Origin of the sequence: Faecalibacterium taiwanense (genome assembly GCF_036632915.2) — a bacterium.
Taxonomy (GTDB): Bacteria; Bacillota; Clostridia; order Oscillospirales; family Ruminococcaceae; genus Faecalibacterium; species Faecalibacterium taiwanense.
The window spans coordinates 72,924-90,214 of record NZ_CP155552.1 but is presented as its reverse complement, the minus strand read 5'-3'; the positions used below and the strand labels follow the sequence as shown (position 1 = coordinate 90,214).

The 17,291-nt window shown below is 56.6% G+C and carries 17 protein-coding genes and 2 tRNA genes; 15 read left to right on the top strand and 4 right to left on the bottom strand.

Features of this window, described 5'->3' with window-relative positions; all coding sequences use genetic code 11:
• The first annotated feature begins 250 nt into the window (after positions 1–250).
• Entirely contained in the window at positions 251–1,108 is an 858-nt protein-coding gene (locus PXT33_RS00425; protein WP_118528562.1) for an AraC family transcriptional regulator, read from the top strand.
• Positions 1,109–1,256: 148 nt separating this feature from the next.
• A complete protein-coding gene (locus PXT33_RS00420; RefSeq protein WP_345786142.1) occupies positions 1,257–1,808 on the top strand; it encodes a 4-alpha-glucanotransferase in 552 nt (183 codons plus the stop codon).
• Between the two features lie 62 nt (positions 1,809–1,870).
• Here PXT33_RS00420 and PXT33_RS00415 read toward each other — a convergent pair whose 3' ends face one another.
• The gene (locus PXT33_RS00415) at positions 1,871–2,167 is read right to left on the bottom strand and encodes a hypothetical protein (RefSeq protein WP_347070562.1); all 297 of its coding nucleotides are present in this window, start codon (positions 2,165–2,167) and stop codon (positions 1,871–1,873) included.
• A gap of 95 nt (positions 2,168–2,262) precedes the next feature.
• Between PXT33_RS00415 and PXT33_RS00410 the strand changes: the two genes are divergently transcribed.
• Entirely contained in the window at positions 2,263–2,994 is a 732-nt protein-coding gene (locus PXT33_RS00410; RefSeq protein ID WP_049935159.1) for a GntR family transcriptional regulator, read from the top strand.
• Between the two features lie 279 nt (positions 2,995–3,273).
• The gene (locus tag PXT33_RS00405; protein ID WP_332375733.1) at positions 3,274–4,791 is read left to right on the top strand and encodes a sodium/proline symporter; all 1,518 of its coding nucleotides are present in this window, start codon (positions 3,274–3,276) and stop codon (positions 4,789–4,791) included.
• Between the two features lie 135 nt (positions 4,792–4,926).
• On the opposite strand, the gene PXT33_RS00400 is transcribed toward PXT33_RS00405, so the two are convergent.
• The 3 genes from PXT33_RS00400 to PXT33_RS00390 all read right to left on the bottom strand — a co-directional run bounded on the left by PXT33_RS00400 (position 4,927) and on the right by PXT33_RS00390 (position 7,866).
• Positions 4,927–5,589 (bottom strand): helix-turn-helix transcriptional regulator, encoded by a 663-nt coding sequence (locus PXT33_RS00400; protein WP_332375732.1) that lies wholly within the window; start codon positions 5,587–5,589, stop codon positions 4,927–4,929.
• 150 nt (positions 5,590–5,739) lie between these two features.
• Positions 5,740–7,344, bottom strand: coding sequence for a phosphoenolpyruvate carboxykinase (ATP) (gene pckA, locus PXT33_RS00395; protein ID WP_332375731.1), 1,605 nt, complete (start codon positions 7,342–7,344; stop codon positions 5,740–5,742).
• A 216-nt stretch (positions 7,345–7,560) separates the two neighbouring features.
• Entirely contained in the window at positions 7,561–7,866 is a 306-nt protein-coding gene (locus PXT33_RS00390) for a hypothetical protein (RefSeq protein WP_332375730.1), read from the bottom strand.
• On the opposite strand from PXT33_RS00390, the gene PXT33_RS00385 reads away from it, so the two are divergent.
• The 11 genes from PXT33_RS00385 to PXT33_RS00335 all read left to right on the top strand — a co-directional run bounded on the left by PXT33_RS00385 (position 7,856) and on the right by PXT33_RS00335 (position 17,276).
• Positions 7,856–8,488, top strand: coding sequence for a hypothetical protein (locus PXT33_RS00385; protein ID WP_097781018.1), 633 nt, complete (start codon positions 7,856–7,858; stop codon positions 8,486–8,488). The genes PXT33_RS00390 and PXT33_RS00385 overlap by 11 nt on opposite strands.
• Positions 8,489–8,576: 88 nt before the next feature.
• Positions 8,577–8,651 (top strand) — tRNA-Glu (locus PXT33_RS00380).
• 41 nt (positions 8,652–8,692) lie between these two features.
• Positions 8,693–8,769: transfer RNA gene (locus tag PXT33_RS00375), tRNA-Asn, on the top strand.
• 306 nt (positions 8,770–9,075) lie between these two features.
• On the top strand, positions 9,076–10,137 hold the full coding sequence (gene trpS / locus PXT33_RS00370) for a tryptophan--tRNA ligase (RefSeq protein WP_120121009.1): 1,062 nt from the start codon (positions 9,076–9,078) through the stop codon (positions 10,135–10,137).
• Positions 10,138–10,293: 156 nt separating this feature from the next.
• Positions 10,294–11,055: an SDR family oxidoreductase gene (locus PXT33_RS00365; protein ID WP_097774184.1), complete on the top strand. Its 762-nt coding sequence runs from the start codon at positions 10,294–10,296 to the stop codon at positions 11,053–11,055.
• Positions 11,056–11,374: 319 nt separating this feature from the next.
• On the top strand, positions 11,375–12,184 hold the full coding sequence (locus PXT33_RS00360) for a gluconate 5-dehydrogenase (protein ID WP_097777087.1): 810 nt from the start codon (positions 11,375–11,377) through the stop codon (positions 12,182–12,184).
• Positions 12,185–12,287: 103 nt separating this feature from the next.
• Positions 12,288–12,632 (top strand): cupin domain-containing protein, encoded by a 345-nt coding sequence (locus tag PXT33_RS00355; RefSeq protein ID WP_097781015.1) that lies wholly within the window; start codon positions 12,288–12,290, stop codon positions 12,630–12,632.
• Between the two features lie 45 nt (positions 12,633–12,677).
• Complete coding sequence (locus tag PXT33_RS00350; RefSeq protein WP_097781014.1) at positions 12,678–13,313, top strand: RpiB/LacA/LacB family sugar-phosphate isomerase; 636 nt, start codon at positions 12,678–12,680, stop codon at positions 13,311–13,313.
• Positions 13,314–13,325: 12 nt separating this feature from the next.
• Entirely contained in the window at positions 13,326–13,733 is a 408-nt protein-coding gene (locus PXT33_RS00345) for a DUF1622 domain-containing protein (protein ID WP_332375728.1), read from the top strand.
• 321 nt (positions 13,734–14,054) lie between these two features.
• Positions 14,055–15,800, top strand: coding sequence for an ammonium transporter (locus tag PXT33_RS00340; protein WP_097774182.1), 1,746 nt, complete (start codon positions 14,055–14,057; stop codon positions 15,798–15,800).
• A gap of 207 nt (positions 15,801–16,007) precedes the next feature.
• Positions 16,008–17,276 carry a chloride channel protein gene (locus tag PXT33_RS00335; RefSeq protein WP_207699081.1) on the top strand — a complete coding sequence of 423 codons (1,269 nt, stop codon included), beginning with the start codon at positions 16,008–16,010 and terminating at the stop codon, positions 17,274–17,276.
• The last annotated feature ends 15 nt before the right edge of the window (positions 17,277–17,291 follow it).

Below are 17,291 nucleotides of genomic sequence, written 5' to 3'. Positions count from 1 at the left end.
CCTCCTTTGTTAGGGTGTATCTGAAAAGTTGAAAATTTAGTCTATTTCTGCAAGCACAGCCGGATCTTGCGTGAAACAGCCTTGGATCTCGCTTGTGCTTGCGAAATATTCGTCATTTTCTTTGTTTTCAAATACACCTTGCGGAAAACAGGTTTGACATCTGTACTTCCAGATATACCACATAAAACAATCAAAATCTTGCCTAAAAAGCGCAGACTGTGGTACAATCCTATCATCGGGAGGTGAAACAATGCAAAATCAGGCATCTTTGCAGGAGACCAAGCAGCATGGTGCCGTGCGGTTTCCCTTCAATCTGTATCCCTGCACCATTCCGGGGGACTTTCCGCAGGTGGCGCTCCACTGGCAGGAGAGCATGGAGCTGGTCTTTGTCAAGCGGGGCACAGGACTGGTGCAGGTGGGCGCTGAGAGCTGCCCGGCCCGCATGGGAGACATCTTTATTTTTACGCCCGGCACCCTCCATGCCCTGCGGCAGGCCGAAGGGCAGTGCATGGAATACGAAAATATCATTTTTGAGCTGGAGCTTCTGGGCGGCGCAGAGGACCTTTGTGCCGAGAAATATCTGCTTCCGCTGCAAAGCGGGCGCTTGTCGCTGCCTGCGCGGCTGACCCCGAACGATTTGTGCTATCTGCAGGCCGCTGCCTGCCTGCGGGAGGTGGAGGATGCCAACCGCGCCAAGCTCCCCGGCTACGAGCTGCAGGTCAAGGGGGCATTGCTGCGGTTTCTTGCTCTGCTCCTTGCACAGGGCCGGCAGCGGCTTGCCGCCGAGACAGCCGACACCCAGCGGCTGAAAACGCTCCTGCAATGGCTCTCGGCCCATTATACCGAGGAACTCCGGGTCGCCGATGCCGCCGGGGTCTGCTCCTTCAGTGCCAGCCACTTCATGCGGTGGTTCCGGCAGATGACCGGGCAGAGCTTTGTGGCCTTTCTGAACGAGTACCGGCTCAACGCCGCCGCCGAAGCGCTGCAGGCCACGGATGAGACGGTTCTGACCATCGCTTCCCGGTGCGGGTTTGAGAACCTCTCCTATTTTAACCGGGCGTTCAAGGCGCACTTCGGCATGACACCCCGGGAGTACCGGAAAAAATAAGCAAAACGAGGCCGTTCTGCCTCTCTGGAAAAGAGAGGGAACGGCCTCGTTTTTTGCACATCAGATCTCCGGCGGCGGGCAGCAGCTCTCCCGTTGGATGAGCTTATGCGGCACGATGATCTTGGTTGCCAGAAGATTCGGGTTTTCGATGTGGTTGATCGAGCTGTTCCGCGCCGTGGAGCAGGCATTGGGCAAGCGGGAGATCATTGCGGAGGATCTTGGTTATATGAGCGAGACGGTCCGTCAGCTGGTGCGGGACAGCGGCTTCCCCGGCATGAAGGTGCTGGAATTTGCCTTTGACTCCCGCGACACCGGCAGTGCCAGCGACTATCTGCCCCACAACTACCCGGTGAACAGCGTGGCCTATACCGGCACCCACGACAACGAGACGCTGGTATCGTGGTATCAGACTGTCACCGATGCCGAGCGCGCCATGGTGCGGGACTACCTGTACGACTATGCCACCCCGGAGGAGCAGCTCTATAAAAGCATGATCGCACTGATCCTGCGCAGCGCAGCGGCGACCTGCATCGTTCCCATGCAGGACTGGCTGGGGCTGGACAACTCTGCCCGCATCAACAAGCCCTCCACCGTGGGCCAGAACTGGCGCTGGCGGCTGAAAAAGACCCAGCTGAGCAAAAAGCTCCAAAAGGAGATCTGCCAGCTGACCACCCGCTACGGCCGGATGAACTGGGCGTGACAGTGTAGTGTTCTGGACTTGATTTTGGAAAGTTTATTGCAGAATAATGGCAGAAGTAATACTTATTCAAAAATAAAAATGACAAAGAACAAATAAAAAAGTACAGAATATGGATCGGCCCGGTCGAACAGCTGGTTCACATAGTCCTTCTGGGGGATGCCGATGGTCCACAGGCTGTACTTGTCATCCATGGGGATGATGCCCTTTGCCATCATGGTATTCACCACCGGGATGTGCATCCGGTCGGTGCCCACTTGGCCGGTGATGGCCACCAGCGGCGCACCGTCCGGATAGGAGTGCGCGAGGCGCACCACAAAAAAGCACGAAGCAGCAATGCTTGGTGCTTTTTCTTTTGACATGTGCCGCGGGATGCTTTATAATAAGAATGATTTCAGATGTCTGCGGGGCGGTGCGCCCTGCGGTAAAATTACGGCAAGCAAAAAAGGGAACTGCTATGAGAGAAGAAAAGGCCAGCGCATTGCCGCTGCTGCTGGACGTGCGCAGAATGGACGAAAATAACCGGGCTTACGCCTACCGTATGCTGCGCAAAAATATTATGACCTTGCAGCTGCAGCCGGGCTGTCAGCTGAGCGAGGCCGAACTGTGCGAACAGCTGGCCATGAGCCGCACACCGGTACACGAAGCGCTGATGATGCTGAAAAGCGAGTGGCTTGTGGATGTTCTGCCGCAGCGCGGCAGCATTGTGTCCAAGATCAGCGTTCCATACCTGAACGAAGGCTTTGCCATGCGCCGCATTCTGGAACCGGCGCTGCTGCGCGGGCTGGCCGGAAAGCTGACAAGGGAACAGCTGAACGAATTTCAGGAACTGCTGAACCGGCAGAACGAAGACCTTTATCTGGATCAGGATGCAGCAGATGACTTCTTCATCTCGCTGGATAACGACTTCCACAGGCTTTTGTACCACGATTCCGGCTACGACCGCATCTGGGAGGCCATGCACAACGTTACTTCCCATATGGACCGTGTGCGGTATCTGGACTCGGCCCTTTGCCGGGGAAATATTGCCTCGGTGCAGAAAGAGCACGAGCAGATCTTTGGCTATCTGCGGGACGGCCTGCCGCTGGACGTGGACGTAGAAGCCCTGTTTGAGCATCACCTTGGCATGTACCGCGAGAATTTCCAGAAGATATTGGAACGGTTCCCGGATTTCTTTGTACAGACATAAACCAAAAAGAGCACCCGCTGCTGACCCTTACAAGGCCATGGCAGGGGGTGCTTTTTTGGTTCAATACGGATACGGCTTTACGCCGGGCTGCGGATATCAATTTACGACGGCAGTGTTTCTGATGGATTTTGCACCAGAAATGCTGCTTTTTCTGTTCAAAACCCGGAAAAACAGCAGTTTGTGCTCTTGAATTGCCCGAAAAGCTTGCAGGAATGCAGGTTTTTGTGGTAATATTTAAGATATGTTCCCGTTGAGGGGAAGAAAGAGAGGGGTAATCAAATGATCAATATCTGCATCATTGCCACCATTGTGATCTATCTGGTGGGAATGCTGCTGGTTGGCTTTGTCTACAGCAAATCCAACGAGGACAGCAGCGATTTCTACCTCGGCGGCCGCACGATGGGCCCGCTGGTCACGGCTATGAGCGCCGAAGCCAGCGATATGTCCAGCTGGCTGCTGATGGGTATGCCGGGCCTTGCATATCTCACCGGCATCGCGTCGCCGGGCTGGACGGCCATCGGCCTTGCTGTGGGCACATGGCTCAACTGGCTCATCGTGGCCCGCCGCCTGCGCCGCTACTCGGCCAATCTGGATGCCATCACGGTGCCGCAGTTCCTTTCCCTGCGGTTCCATGACCAGCGCAACCTGCTCAACGCGCTGGGCGCGGTCATCATCATCGTGTTCTTCATCCCGTACACCGCTTCCGGCTTTGCCGCCTGCGGCAAGCTGTTCAACAGCCTGTTTGGCGTGGATTACATGGCGGCTATGATCCTGTCCGCTGTGGTCATTGTGGGCTACACCATCATGGGCGGCTTCCGCGCGGTGTCTACCACCGACCTGATCCAGTCCGTTGTCATGAGCATGGCGCTGATCGCAGTGCTGGTGTATGGTGTCAGCGTGGCAGGCGGCTGGGACGTGGTTCTGGACAACGCCCGCAGCCTGCCCGGCTACCTGACCATGGCTGCAAGCCACAATGCGGCAGACAACACCGCTACCTCCTACAGTCTGCTGGACATCGCGTCCACGCTGGCATGGGGTCTGGGCTACTTCGGCATGCCCCACATCCTGCTGCGCTTCATGGCCATTGAGGACGAAAAGAAGCTGGTGCTCAGCCGCCGCATTGCAAGCGTGTGGGTGGTCATTGCCATGACCGCTTCCATCGTCATCGGCATGGTGGGTCTGGGCATGACCAAGGCGGGCGCGCTGGAGTTCCTGAGCGGCTCTTCCAGCGAGACCCTGATCGTGCGCGTGGCCAGCCTGATCGCTCAGCACGGCGTGCTGGCAGCCATTCTGGCAGGTCTGATCCTTGCCGGCATCCTTGCCGCTACCATGTCCACCGCCGACAGCCAGATGCTGGCAGCGGCCTCCAGCGTATCCCAGAACATCCTGCAGGAGTTCGGCCACATGAAGCTGACCGAGAAGCAGAGCCTGTTCGCTGCCCGCCTGACCATCATCTGCATCAGTGTGGTGGGCGTGGTGCTAGCCCGCGACCCCAACTCCAGCGTGTTCGGCATCGTCAGCTTTGCATGGGCCGGTTTTGGCGGCTCCTTTGGCGCAGTGGTGCTGTGCTCCCTGTTCTGGAAGCGCTGCAACTGGCAGGGCGCACTGGCCGGTATGCTCTCCGGCGGCCTGATGGTCTTTGTATGGAAGTACATCATCAGCCCGCTGGGCGGCGTGTTTGGCATCTACGAGCTGCTGCCTGCCTTCCTGATGTCTCTGGTGGTCTGTGTTGTGGTGAGCCTTGTCACCCCGGCACCCTCGGCAGAGATCGAGGCAGAGTTCGACGCTGCCAAGTAAAAACGATTTAAAATGCCCTCCGCTGTGCTCTGGGCATAGCAGTGGAAAAATGATTGATCCTTATGCAAAAGAGCAAAGCCGGCGGGCTTTGCTCTTTTGCTTTTTCACGGGTGGGGACGCAGAGGAAAGCGGCATTTAATTCAAAAGGATCAGCCATGCTTCGCAGCATGGAAGCAGAAATCCAAAACAGAAAAAGAACAGAAGATCCAGCACGAGCCGCATCAGACGGGTAAGCGGCGTGCCGAAAGACATGGCATGAATGATAAAAAGATTCACCTCACCCCAGCGCCGGTAGTAACCGGTTTGCTCAAAATTGTTCCAGAGCTCAAGAGATAGAAATTCAAATCCGGCAAACAATGGAAAAATGACCAGGGAGGACATCCAGCCGTCGGCCTGAAGCGAACCATCGCTGAGAGTCCGCCAGTGCACAGCTAATCTGCCTGGACAGGCAAAAATTCCCCACAGGGCAAGTGCAATGCTTAATGCAAGAAGAGCAGTACGCACAGAATGCCAGTCTACAGTGTGCTGGCGGCGCAGCATGGTGAAAAAATCTTCCAGAGGAACGGGAGGAGTGGCATCTTTTTGACGGGAGTCATGACAGTGCATCAGGTCAGCGAGGGTCAGGCCCAGCACATCGGCCAGCGGCTCCAGCGTGTTGATGTCTGGCAGCCCGATGCCGCGTTCCCAGCGGCTGACAGCTTTATCCGTAACGTGAAGCTGCTGAGCCAGTTCGGCCTGCGTCATGTTCCGCTCCCGGCGCACTTGTGCAAGGAATGCACCAAATTCTTTTGCATCCATTCTGCTCACATCCTTTTCCACAGGATAACACAGAAATGTGGAAAACACAACCGACGGAACGTTTACCTTCCGGTTTACAAAACAAAAAGGACGTGCTCCCTTGCGGGAACACGTCCTTTTTTATCGCTTCAGTATCAGGCGGAGATCAGCTTACAGCTGGGGGCCGGCAGAGACCAGAGCCTTGCCGTGCTCGTTGCCCTCGTACTTCTTGAAGTTCTTGATGAAGCGGCTTGCCAGATCCTTGGCCTTCTCTTCCCACTGGGAAGCGTCAGCATAGGTGTCGCGAGGATCCAGAATGCCGGTGTCCACGCCGTTCAGCACGGTGGGAACCTCGAAGTCGAAGTAGGGGATCTTCTTGGTGGGCACATTGTTGATGTCGCCGTTCAGGATGGCGTCGATGATGCCGCGGGTATCCTTGATGGAGATGCGCTTGCCGGTGCCGTTCCAGCCGGTGTTGACCAGATAAGCCTTGGCGCCGCTCTTCTGCATCTTCTTGACCAGCTCCTCAGCATACTTGGTGGGGTGCAGCTCCAGGAAGGCCTGGCCGAAGCATGCAGAGAAGGTGGGGGTGGGCTCGGTGATGCCGCGCTCGGTGCCTGCCAGCTTTGCAGTGAAGCCGGACAGGAAGTAGTACTGGGTCTGCTCGGGGCTCAGGATGGAGACCGGGGGCAGAACGCCGAATGCGTCAGCAGACAGGAAGATGACGTTCTTTGCAGCGGGTGCAGAAGAAATGGGGCGGACGATGTTCTTGATGTGGTTGATGGGGTAGGACACACGGGTGTTCTCGGTAACGCTCTTATCAGCGAAATCGATGTGGCCCTCAGCATCCAGAGTGACGTTCTCCAGCAGAGCGTTGCGCTTGATGGCGTTGTAGATATCGGGCTCGGAGTCCTTATCCAGGTTGATGACCTTTGCGTAGCAGCCGCCCTCGAAGTTGAACACGCCGTTGTCGTCCCAGCCGTGCTCGTCATCGCCGATCAGCAGACGCTTGGGATCGGTGGACAGGGTGGTCTTGCCGGTGCCGGACAGACCGAAGAAGATAGCGGTGTTCTTACCGTTCAGGTCGGTGTTGGCAGAGCAGTGCATGGAAGCCATGCCCTTCAGCGGCAGGAAGTAGTTCATCATGGAGAACATGCCCTTCTTCATCTCGCCGCCGTACCAGGTGTTCACGATGACCTGCTCCTTGCTGGTGATGTTGAACACAACAGCAGTCTCAGAGTTCAGGCCCAGCTCCTTGTAGTTCTCAACCTTGGCCTTAGATGCGTTGTAGACAACGAAATCGGGCTCAAAGTTCTCCAGCTCCTCAGCGGTGGGCTTGATGAACATGTTGGTGACGAAGTGTGCCTGCCATGCAACTTCCATGACAAAGCGGATGGCCATGCGAGTATCCTTGTTGGCACCGCAGAATGCATCCACCACGTACAGGCGCTTGTTGGACAGCTCCTTCTGAGCGATGGCCTTCACAGCAGCCCATGCTTCCTGAGAAGCGGGGTGGTTGTCGTTCTTGTACTCGTCGGAAGTCCACCACACGGTGTCCTTGGAGTTCTCGTCCATAACGATGAACTTGTCCTTGGGAGAACGGCCGGTGTAGATGCCGGTCATAACGTTCACAGCACCCAGCTCGCTGACCTGGCCCTTTTCGTAGCCTTCCAGACCGGGCTTGGTCTCTTCCTCGAACAGCTGCTCGTAGGAGGGGTTGTACACGATCTCAGTCGTGCCGGTAATGCCATACTTGGTAAGATCCAACTTTGCCATATTCGCTATACCTCTACTTTCGTTTGATCCATACGTCCTGTATAGGGCACAGCGTTTCCCGGCGGGCCGGGCGCTGCGCAGAAGGCTTGCAGTTTGTAAATGCAAATTCTCCTGCATATCATTATACATAAAAGTATCCCGAAATCAATAAACGAATCGTGCTATTTGCAGAAAAGAAACAAATTTCATTAAGAAATTTAACTGCCTGAAACAAATTCAGGAAACAAAAGCAGGGGGCGAAACCTGAAAAAATAAGGTGGAAAGGCAGAAAAACAATTTTTTGATAAAATTTTGACGAGCTGGTATCCATGAAAAACCGAGCACAAAAACGGCCCTTCCCGCAAAACGGCGCGGCAGGGAAGAGCGGAACAGGAACCACAGCCCGATTTGTGCAAAATTTACGAGATTTTGACGATTTTTATGACAAAGAAGCTTTGCCTGTGGTATACTGTATCTGACAAAAGGACAGCCTCGCTTTTTCTGTGTGCTACATATAAAAAGGAAAAAGATCATGAAGACCATCTACATCCTGCTCACCCGGTCGGGTACCCTGCTTTCAAACCTTGTTTACGCTGTTACCGGTGCAAATTATACCCACGCTTCGCTGGCTTTTGACGAAGACCTGAGCTGCCTGTACAGCTCTACCCGCAAAAACGGCTATACCATGTTCCCGGCAGGGCCCAGCAGGGAATACCTGAACCGGGGCGTGTTCCGTCTGCGGGAGAACGTGCCCTGCGCACTGTATGCGCTGGATGTGAGCGATGAAGCCTACACCCGTGCCCGCCGCCGTGCCGAGCACATGATGGCCCACGGCAGCCTTTACCAGTTCAACGTTATCGGTCTTGCGCTCTGCGGGATGCATATCCGCTGGAAGCGCCGCCGGCACTATTTCTGCTCCCAGTTCGTCAGCGAGGTGCTGGAAAAGAGCGGTGCCATGGAGCTGCCCAAGCACAGCACCCTGATGCACCCGAACGACTACACCCGGCTGGAAGAGCTGCGGTGCGTATACAAGGGTACACTGGCCGGCCTGCCGCAGCGCCAGCAGATGGAATTTGACCAGAACGATACGGTGATCAGCGTATATCTGGGGCTGGCGCTGGGCCTGTTCCACACCGGCGCAGCCCGGGTGCGGAAGATTTTTTGAAAAAATTGAATTTTTGTGTTGACAAAGTAGGCGTGCTATGCTAAAATAGCCAAGTCGGGAGCGAACACCCGATGCAAAATGGACGTATGGCCCGTTGGTCAAGCGGTTAAGACAGAGGCCTCTCACGCCTTTAACATCGGTTCGATTCCGGTACGGGTCACCATTTTATAGTAGTAAAACGGTCATGTGCCGTTTTATATAGATGCCTCTTTAGCTCAGTCGGTTAGAGCACCTGACTGTTAATCAGGGTGTCGCCTGTTCGAGTCAGGCAAGAGGCGCCAGCAAAGCGATGGAAGTTTTCCATCGCTTTTTTCTTTTTCTCCGGCCGCTTTTGTTGACAGAAAATGCGAGGCGGGATATACTTAAAGCATGTTTTAGAATTGAAAATTTGTTGGTGGGCGGATGCTTTTAAGGGCAGCATCCTCGCCCTCTCAGGCGCATTCGCGCCAGCTCCCCCAAAGTGGGAGCCTTTGGCAGTCTACACGAAGTATACCGTTATGCCAAGGCCTCTCCCTTTGGGAGAGGTGGATTTGCGGAGCAAAGACGGAGAGGGCAAGCCGCCTTCCGGCAAAATAAAGGAGAACATCATGAAAAAGATTATTCTGACCGGCGACCGTCCCACCGGCCGCCTGCATGTGGGCCACTATGTCGGTTCCCTGAAGGAGCGGGTGCGCCTGCAGAACTCCGGCGAGTACGATGAGATCTACGTTATGATCGCCGATGCACAGGCCCTGACCGATAACGCCGACAACCCGGAAAAGGTGCGCCAGAACATCCTGCAGGTGGCGCTGGATTATCTGGCCTGCGGCATCGACCCCGCCAAGACCCATATTTTTATCCAGTCCATGGTGCCGGAATTGACTGAGCTGAGCTTCTACTATATGAACCTCGTCACCGTGAGCCGCCTGCAGCGCAACCCCACCGTCAAGAGCGAGATCCATATGCGCAACTTTGAGACCAGCATCCCGGTGGGCTTCTTCTGCTACCCCATCAGTCAGGCTGCGGACATCACCGCCTTCCACGCCACCACCGTGCCTGCCGGTGAGGACCAGAAGCCCATGATCGAGCAGTGCTGCGAGATCGTGCGCAAATTCAACGCTGTTTACGGCGATACCCTGACCGAGCCGGAGATCGTGCTGCCCCAGAACGCCGCCTGCCTGCGCCTGCCCGGCACCGACGGCAAGGCCAAGATGAGCAAGAGCCTTGGCAACTGCATCTACCTCTCCGAGGAACCGGAGGACATCAAAAAGAAGGTCATGTCCATGTACACCGACCCCAACCACCTGCGGGTGCAGGACCCCGGCAAGGTGGAGGGCAACCCGGTGTTCATCTATCTGGATGCCTTCTGCCGCCCGGAGCACTTTGCCGAGTTCTGGCCGGAATACCAGAACCTCGACGAGGTAAAGGCACACTACCAGCGCGGCGGTCTGGGCGACGTGAAGGTGAAAAAGTTCCTGAACAGCGTCATGCAGGCCGAACTGGAGCCCATCCGCACCCGCCGCAAGGAGTGGGAACAGCGCCTGCCCGAGGTGGTGGAGATCCTGAAGGAGGGTAGCGCTTATGCCGAAAAGACTGCCGCTGCTACGCTGGCCGAGGTGCGCAAGTCCATGCGGATCGATTACTTCGAGAACGACAACCTGTTGAAATAAAATCTATGAGAGTGTCCGGGATGCCGCAGGTGTTCCGGACACTCTTTTTATAGTTTACGAAAATTGCATAGAAAATGCGGCCAAACTGTGTTAAAATAGGGGCAATAAGTACAGAAAGCCCCCGCTCTGGGGGCGAGAGGAAAAAGGAAAATCACCATGCAAAAGACCATTTGGATCACTGGTGCAAGCTCCGGCATCGGGCAGGAGTTTGCACGCCGCTATGCAAAGCTGGGCTGCCGGCTTATCCTGACCGCCCGCCGCACCGACCGGCTGGAAGCGCTGGCCGCAAAGCTGGGCACGCCCTGCCGCATCCTGCCTGCCGATCTTGCAAAGGAAGAGGACTGCCAGCGCCTTTTCAAGGAGCTGGAGGGGGAGACCATTGATATCTTTATCAACAACGCGGGCTTTGGCGTGTGCGGCAGCTATCTGGAGACCGACGACGCCCGGGAAGAGGAAATGATCCGGGTGAATGTGGAAGCCATGGCGCGGCTGTTCCGCTTTGCGGTGCGCAGGATGCACGCGGCAGGCGGCGGCACCATCCTGAACGTGGCGTCCTCGGCGGGGCTGCTGCCCGGCGGGCCCTATATGGCGGGCTACTATGCCAGCAAGGCCTATGTGGTCAGCCTGACCCGGGGCGTTGCCCGGGAGCTGCAGGAGCTGCACAGCCCGGTCTACGTGTGTGCGCTCTGCCCGGGGCCGGTGGATACCGAGTTCAACGACCGGGCAGGGGTGGTGTTTGCCCTCAAGGGCATCACGCCGGAGTTCTGCGTACAGGAAGCCATGCACGGCATGATGCACCGCAGGACCATCATCGTGCCCTCGGCCTTTATGCGGGCATGCACCACGGCGCAGAAGCTGCTGCCTGCCTCCCTGCTGATGCCCATTGTGGCACGGCAGCAGAAAAAGAAGCTGGGATGATATTCTGGATGGCTTAAGATGGCTCTTGTCAACAAGCCCAAATTTTTCCGCCGAAATTGTGCGCACCGCTAATGGCTGAAACCGTGTATACAAGAAAAACCCGGGTTTTTGCAGCTTTGCACGACTTTTCACGAAAAAATTTCCCGGAAAATTAAAAATACAGCAAAAATGCAGAAGAAAATGCCTTGACAGAGCCCAAAAAGAATGTTACCCTGTATACAAGAAGGATGCTGAAATCGAGAGTTCGGCTTTTTGAGCGTCCTGCAGAGCAAAAACGGGGCTTCCCCGCAAAGGAACAATTTGATTGGAGGACTCTATTATGGCACAGTGCACTCCCAAATCTTTTGATCTGACCGGCAAGGTCGCGCTGATCACCGGCGCATCCTACGGCATTGGCATGGCAATTGCAAAGGCAATGGCAGCCAATGGCGCTACCATCGTGTTCAACGACATCAAGCAGGAGCTGGTGGATAAGGGCATCGCTGCTTACGAAGAAGCAGGCATCAAGGCTCACGGCTATGTCTGCGACGTTACCGATGAGGATGCCGTCAACGCCATGGTGGCAAAGATCACCGAGGAAGTGGGCCACATCAACATTCTGGTCAACAACGCCGGTATCATCAAGCGCATCCCCATGACCGAGATGAGCGCTGCTCAGTTCCGTCAGGTCATCGATGTTGACCTGAACGCTCCCTTCATCGTGGCAAAGGCCATCATCCCCGACATGATCGCACAGGGCGGCGGCAAGATCATCAACATCTGCTCCATGATGAGTGAGCTGGGCCGTGAGACCGTCTCCGCCTACGCTGCAGCCAAGGGCGGCCTGAAGATGCTCACCAAGAACATCGCTTCTGAGTACGGCGCATACAACATCCAGTGCAACGGCATTGGACCCGGCTACATCGCTACTCCGCAGACCGCACCTCTGCGCGAGATCCAGCCCGACGGCAGCCGTCATCCCTTCGACCAGTTCATCGTTGCCAAGACCCCCGCAGGCCGCTGGGGCGAGGCAGAGGATCTGGGCGGACCTGCTGTCTTCCTGGCATCCGAGGCTTCTGACTTTGTCAATGGCCTGATCCTGTACGTCGATGGCGGCATTCTGGCTTACATCGGCAAGCAGCCCCAGTAATGGCTGAGGATATCCCAAAGGACTGAGCACGGCGGCAGCCGGGCAGGCTTTGCCTGCTGGCTGCCGCTTTTTGTGTTTGTATGGGAAAGGATGTTGTGTTATAATGGAAAAACAGCATAAAGACGCAGTATGGGTGCCCCATGCCGAGATCGAGCCGGAGGTGTGCGGCAAGGGCGTAAAGCGCCGCATTCTGGCCTACAGCAAGGATGCCATGTGCGTGGAAAATACCTTTGAGACCGGCGGTGTGGGTGCCATGCACTGCCACCCGCACACGCAGGTCACCTACATCGTCTCCGGCCGCTACCGCTTTACCATCGGCGACGAGACCCGCGAGGTGGGCCCCGGCGACACCCTGCTCAAGCAGGACGGCGTGATGCACGGCTGTGTGTGTCTGGAAGGCGGCGTGATGATGGACTTCTTTACCCCCATGCGCGAGGACTTTGTATAACACCTGCACCTGCAGGAGAAGATCATAAAAGGAGAAGAAACTACTATGAAGATTGCACTCATCAACGAGAACAGTCAGGCCGCCAAGAATGGCATCATTGAAGCTGCCCTGAAAAAGGTGGTGGAGCCCATGGGCCACGAGGTGGTCAACTACGGCATGTACGCTGCCGACGATGCTGCCCAGCTGACCTATGTGCAGTGCGGCATTCTGGCTGCCATCCTGCTGAACAGCGGCGCAGCCGATTATGTCATCACCGGCTGCGGCACCGGCGAGGGTGCCATGCTGGCACTGAACAGCTTCCCCGGCGTGATCTGCGGCCATGTGGAGGACCCTGTGGATGCCTACACCTTTGCCCACGTGAACGACGGCAACGCCGTTGCCATGCCGTTTGCCAAGGGCTTCGGCTGGGGCGGTGAGCTGAACCTTGAGTACTGCTTCGAGAAACTGTTCGGCTTCGGCCACGGTCAGGGCTACCCCAAGGAGCGCGTGGAGCCTGAGCAGCGCAACAAGAAGATCCTGGACGGCGTGCGTGCCGCTACCTTCAAGCCGCTGATCGAGTGCCTGAAGAGCATCGATCAGGACCTGCTGAAGGGCGCTGTGGCCGGTGCAAAGTTCAGCGAGCTGTTCTTCGCCTCCTGCAAGGACGAGGAGCTGGCAGCATACGTCAAGACGCTGCTGTAAGAGGATGCTGCTATGGGCTGGCTTTATCATCTGAACGCAGGCGTTACCCATGGACTGGAAGGCTTTCTGGAGACCGCAGTGCCCATGATCGCGGGCCTTGCCGAAGTGATCGGTCTGTTCATCATCGTCACCAGTCTTATCAAGGCCACCTACCACTATGTGCGGGCGACCTTCTTCCATGACCACCATGATTTCCACCACGAGATGAGCAGCGGCCTGACCACGGCGCTGGAATTCCTGATGTCGGCGGAGATCGCAAAGACCTTCCTTTTGCAGAATCTGGAGTCGGTGGTGCCGCTGGCTGCCACCTTTGCGCTGCGCGCCATGATGAGCCTGATGCTGCACTGGGAAATGCAGGGCGGACACCGCTCCGGCCGCAAAAAAGCAGAAAACGACACAGAAACGGAAAAGAATGACTAGTGCGCAGCTGAAAACAAAGTTTTGCCAAACTTTTGCCGTGATAACTTTCTTTGCGTTGTGAAAAACGTAAAACCTTAACATGAGCCCTTGACACTTTTGCACAAAGGGACTATACTCTTGCCATCGAAAGCAAAGGCGCTGACGGAATTGATTCCGCCAGCGCCTTTTGTGTTTTCGGGGATATTGCCGCTCGGGGGAAGATAGAGGGTCTCCTGAGTGCAAATGAAGCGTTCCTGCGTGCGATCGGCACGGGGAACACCGCACACGCCAAAAGGTTCTGGTGGCCTTGCGGCATCACATTCGTGGGAGGTATGAAAAGTTATGTTCAGCTCCGTCAACACCTGTTGGACGCTCGTGGGAGCGTTCCTTGTCTACTTCATGCAGGCGGGCTTCGCCTTGTGCGAAGCCGGTTTCACCCGTGCCAAGAACACCGGTAATATTCTGATGAAGAATATGATGGACTTCTGCATCGGCACTCCGTGCTACTGGATTATCGGCTTTGGCCTGATGTTCGGCGGCACCGGCGCACTGATCGGCGGCTTCGACCCGTTCATTCAGGGCGATTACAGCCATCTGGGTCTGGATATCCCGCTGTGGGTCTACATCGTGTTCCAGACCGTGTTCTGCGCAACGGCCGCCACCATCGTTTCCGGCTCCATGGCCGAGCGCACCAACTTCAAGGCTTACTGCGTTTATTCTGCTGCGATCTCGCTGGTGGTCTACCCCATCTGCGGCCACTGGATGTGGGGCGGCGGCTGGCTGCAGAGCATGGGCTTCCATGATTTTGCAGGCTCTGCAGCAGTCCACAATGTGGGCGGTGTCATCGCTCTGCTGGGCGCATGGATGCTGGGTCCCCGCATCGGCAAGTACGACAAGAACGGCAAGCCTCACGCCATTCCCGGCCACAACCTGACCGCCGGTGCTCTGGGCGTGTTCATCCTGTGGTTCTGCTGGTTCGGCTTCAACGGCGGTTCTTCTCTGAGCCTTGCCACCGACGAGGCCATGACCATGACCGGTCTGGTCTGCTTCAACACCAACCTTGCCGCAGCCGTTGCCACCTGTGTGACTATGATCTTCACCTGGCTGCGCTACGGAAAGCCCGATGTCTCCATGACCCTGAACGGTTCTCTGGCCGGTCTGGTGGCGATCACTGCAGGCTGCGATACCGTTTCTCCGTTCGGCGCATTCTTCATCGGCTTTGTGGCCGGCTTGCTCGTTGTTCTGAGCGTTGAGTTCTTCGATAACATCGCCAAGGTGGATGACCCTGTTGGTGCAGTTTCCGTCCACTTTGCAAACGGCGTGTGGGGCACCATTGCGGTGGGCCTGTTCTCCACCGGTGCCAACACTGAGCACGCAGGTCTCTTCTACGGCGGCGGTCTGGCACAGCTGGGCACCCAGCTGCTGGGCCTCGTGACCGTTGACATCTACGTTGTCGTTGTGATGTTCATTATCTTCAAGCTCATCGATAAGTTCATCGGCCTGCGCGTTCCCGCAGAGGTGGAGATCGACGGTCTGGATATCCACGAGCATGGTCTGGCATCCGCTTACGCTGGTTTCTCCATCTCCGATGCAAACTCTGCTGCCATGGTGCCCAACGAGAACACCGACCTCGGCGAGGACGATGTGACCAAGGCCACCGACAAGCAGATCAGCGCTGCCGTTCCTGTGGTGCGCGAGCCTTCGCCCGTGATCCACGATGGCGTGTACGACACCGGTATGCACAAGGTGTCCATCATTGCAAAGCTTTCCAAGTTCGATCAGCTCAAGACTGCCCTCAACGATCTGGGCGTTACCGGCATGACCGTCACTCAGGTGATGGGCTGCGGCATCCAGAAGGGCACTTCCGAAAAGTACCGCGGCGTGCCTGTGGATACCACCCTGCTGCCCAAGATCAAGGTGGAGGTGATCGTCTCCAAGATCAGCGTGGACGCTGTGGTGGAGGCTGCCAAGAAGGCACTGTACACCGGCCATATCGGCGACGGCAAGATCTTTGTGTACAACGTGACCCGCGTGGTCAAGATCCGCACCGGCGAAGAGGACTTTGCCGCCCTGCAGGATGTGGAGTAAAGCTCCAAAATCTCTAATGGCAACCAAATCAAAAGCCCCGCTTCTGCGCACAAAGAAGCGGGGCTTTTGGCATTTGTTTTACCGGGTATGTAAAAATTGTATAATATCCTTTGCCGTTCTTTGGTTGACATTGATAGAAAAACATGTTATGTTTTGGCGCATATAGACAAAATCAGATCGAAAATAAGAGAGGTGCGGGGAAGAAACATGTGGAAAATAAAGGAATGGTTCCTGCATTATAAGGAAGCGATCCGGGTCTCGCTTCTGGCACTGTTCCGGTGGACGCTTCTGGCTGTGTGCACCGGCGTGCTGTGCGGCGGTATCGGAACGCTGTTCCATCTGGCAGTGGAATGGGTGACCGAGCAGCGCGCAGAGCAGGTCTGGCTGCTATGGCTTCTGCCTGCGGCAGGCATTGCCATTACGGCTCTGTATAAGGCGACAGGCTGTGTCGGCAAGGGCACCAACGATGTGCTGCGGGCCGTGCAGGACGGCAGCTCGGTGACGCCGTGGCTGGTCCCGGCCATCTTTCTGGGCACTGTGCTCACCCATCTGTGCGGCGGCTCGGCCGGCCGCGAGGGCGCAGCGCTGCAGATGGGCGGCAGCATCGGCTGGAATATCGGCCGGGTGCTGCACTTCAACAATCATGACTGCCGCACGGCTACCGTGTGCGGCATGGCGGCATTTTTTTCGGCGCTGTTCGGTACACCGCTGACCGCGACCCTGTTTGCGATGATGGTGGTGGATGTGGGCCTGATGCTGACCGTGGCCTTCGTGCCGGGCTTTCTGGCGGCGCTCATTGCATACAGCATCTCGCTGAAGGCCGGCATTGCGCCCACACGGTTTGTGATGGAAGCGCCGCCGCTGGATGCCCGGACGGTGGTGCGCACCGCCGTGCTGGCCATGTGCTGCGCGGTGGTGGCGGTGATTTTCTGCCAGATGCTGCACTTTTTTGAGCATAAGATCCCCAAACTGCTGCCGAATCCGTGGGTGCGGGCTGCTGCAGGCGGTGCGGCTGTGGTAGCGCTGTCCTACCTGATGGGGGTGGGCCGCTATAACGGTGCCGGCATGGATGTCATTATGGATGCCGTTGAGCTGGAGCAGGCTCTGCCGTGGGACTTTGTGTGCAAAATGGTGCTTACAGTGCTGACCCTGAGCGTGGGCTTCAAGGGCGGCGAAGTGGTGCCGAGTTTTTACATCGGCGCAACGTTTGGCTGCGTGGTGGGGCCGCTGCTGGGGCTCCCGGCGGGCTTTTCTGCTGCAGTGGGTCTGGTGTGCGTGTTCTGCGGGGCGACCAATACGCTGGTGGCTTCCATTGTACTGGCGGCTGAGCTGTTCAGCGGGGCCGGGTTTGAGCTGATGGCGCTGGCCTGCGGCCTGAGCTATATGTTCTCTGGCTATCACAGCCTGTACTCCAGTCAGGGGTTCCGCACCAGCAAGCTTTTTTCGGAATTCCTGCAGCCGAAGGAAGAAAAATGAAGAAAAAATTTCATG

What these genes read in the sequence shown, in the direction of transcription:
- PXT33_RS00425 (WP_118528562.1), top strand. Translation starts at nt 251, where the DNA reads ATGCAAAATCAGGCATCTTTGCAGGAGACCAAGCAGCATGGTGCCGTG.
- PXT33_RS00420 (WP_345786142.1), top strand. Translation starts at nt 1,257, where the DNA reads ATGTGGTTGATCGAGCTGTTCCGCGCCGTGGAGCAGGCATTGGGCAAG.
- PXT33_RS00415 (WP_347070562.1), bottom strand. Translation starts at nt 2,167, where the DNA reads ATGTCAAAAGAAAAAGCACCAAGCATTGCTGCTTCGTGCTTTTTTGTG.
- PXT33_RS00410 (WP_049935159.1), top strand. Translation starts at nt 2,263, where the DNA reads ATGAGAGAAGAAAAGGCCAGCGCATTGCCGCTGCTGCTGGACGTGCGC.
- PXT33_RS00405 (WP_332375733.1), top strand. Translation starts at nt 3,274, where the DNA reads ATGATCAATATCTGCATCATTGCCACCATTGTGATCTATCTGGTGGGA.
- PXT33_RS00400 (WP_332375732.1), bottom strand. Translation starts at nt 5,589, where the DNA reads ATGGATGCAAAAGAATTTGGTGCATTCCTTGCACAAGTGCGCCGGGAG.
- pckA (WP_332375731.1), bottom strand. Translation starts at nt 7,344, where the DNA reads ATGGCAAAGTTGGATCTTACCAAGTATGGCATTACCGGCACGACTGAG.
- PXT33_RS00385 (WP_097781018.1), top strand. Translation starts at nt 7,856, where the DNA reads ATGAAGACCATCTACATCCTGCTCACCCGGTCGGGTACCCTGCTTTCA.
- PXT33_RS00390 (WP_332375730.1), bottom strand. Translation starts at nt 7,866, where the DNA reads ATGGTCTTCATGATCTTTTTCCTTTTTATATGTAGCACACAGAAAAAG.
- trpS (WP_120121009.1), top strand. Translation starts at nt 9,076, where the DNA reads ATGAAAAAGATTATTCTGACCGGCGACCGTCCCACCGGCCGCCTGCAT.
- PXT33_RS00365 (WP_097774184.1), top strand. Translation starts at nt 10,294, where the DNA reads ATGCAAAAGACCATTTGGATCACTGGTGCAAGCTCCGGCATCGGGCAG.
- PXT33_RS00360 (WP_097777087.1), top strand. Translation starts at nt 11,375, where the DNA reads ATGGCACAGTGCACTCCCAAATCTTTTGATCTGACCGGCAAGGTCGCG.
- PXT33_RS00355 (WP_097781015.1), top strand. Translation starts at nt 12,288, where the DNA reads ATGGAAAAACAGCATAAAGACGCAGTATGGGTGCCCCATGCCGAGATC.
- PXT33_RS00350 (WP_097781014.1), top strand. Translation starts at nt 12,678, where the DNA reads ATGAAGATTGCACTCATCAACGAGAACAGTCAGGCCGCCAAGAATGGC.
- PXT33_RS00345 (WP_332375728.1), top strand. Translation starts at nt 13,326, where the DNA reads ATGGGCTGGCTTTATCATCTGAACGCAGGCGTTACCCATGGACTGGAA.
- PXT33_RS00340 (WP_097774182.1), top strand. Translation starts at nt 14,055, where the DNA reads ATGTTCAGCTCCGTCAACACCTGTTGGACGCTCGTGGGAGCGTTCCTT.
- PXT33_RS00335 (WP_207699081.1), top strand. Translation starts at nt 16,008, where the DNA reads ATGTGGAAAATAAAGGAATGGTTCCTGCATTATAAGGAAGCGATCCGG.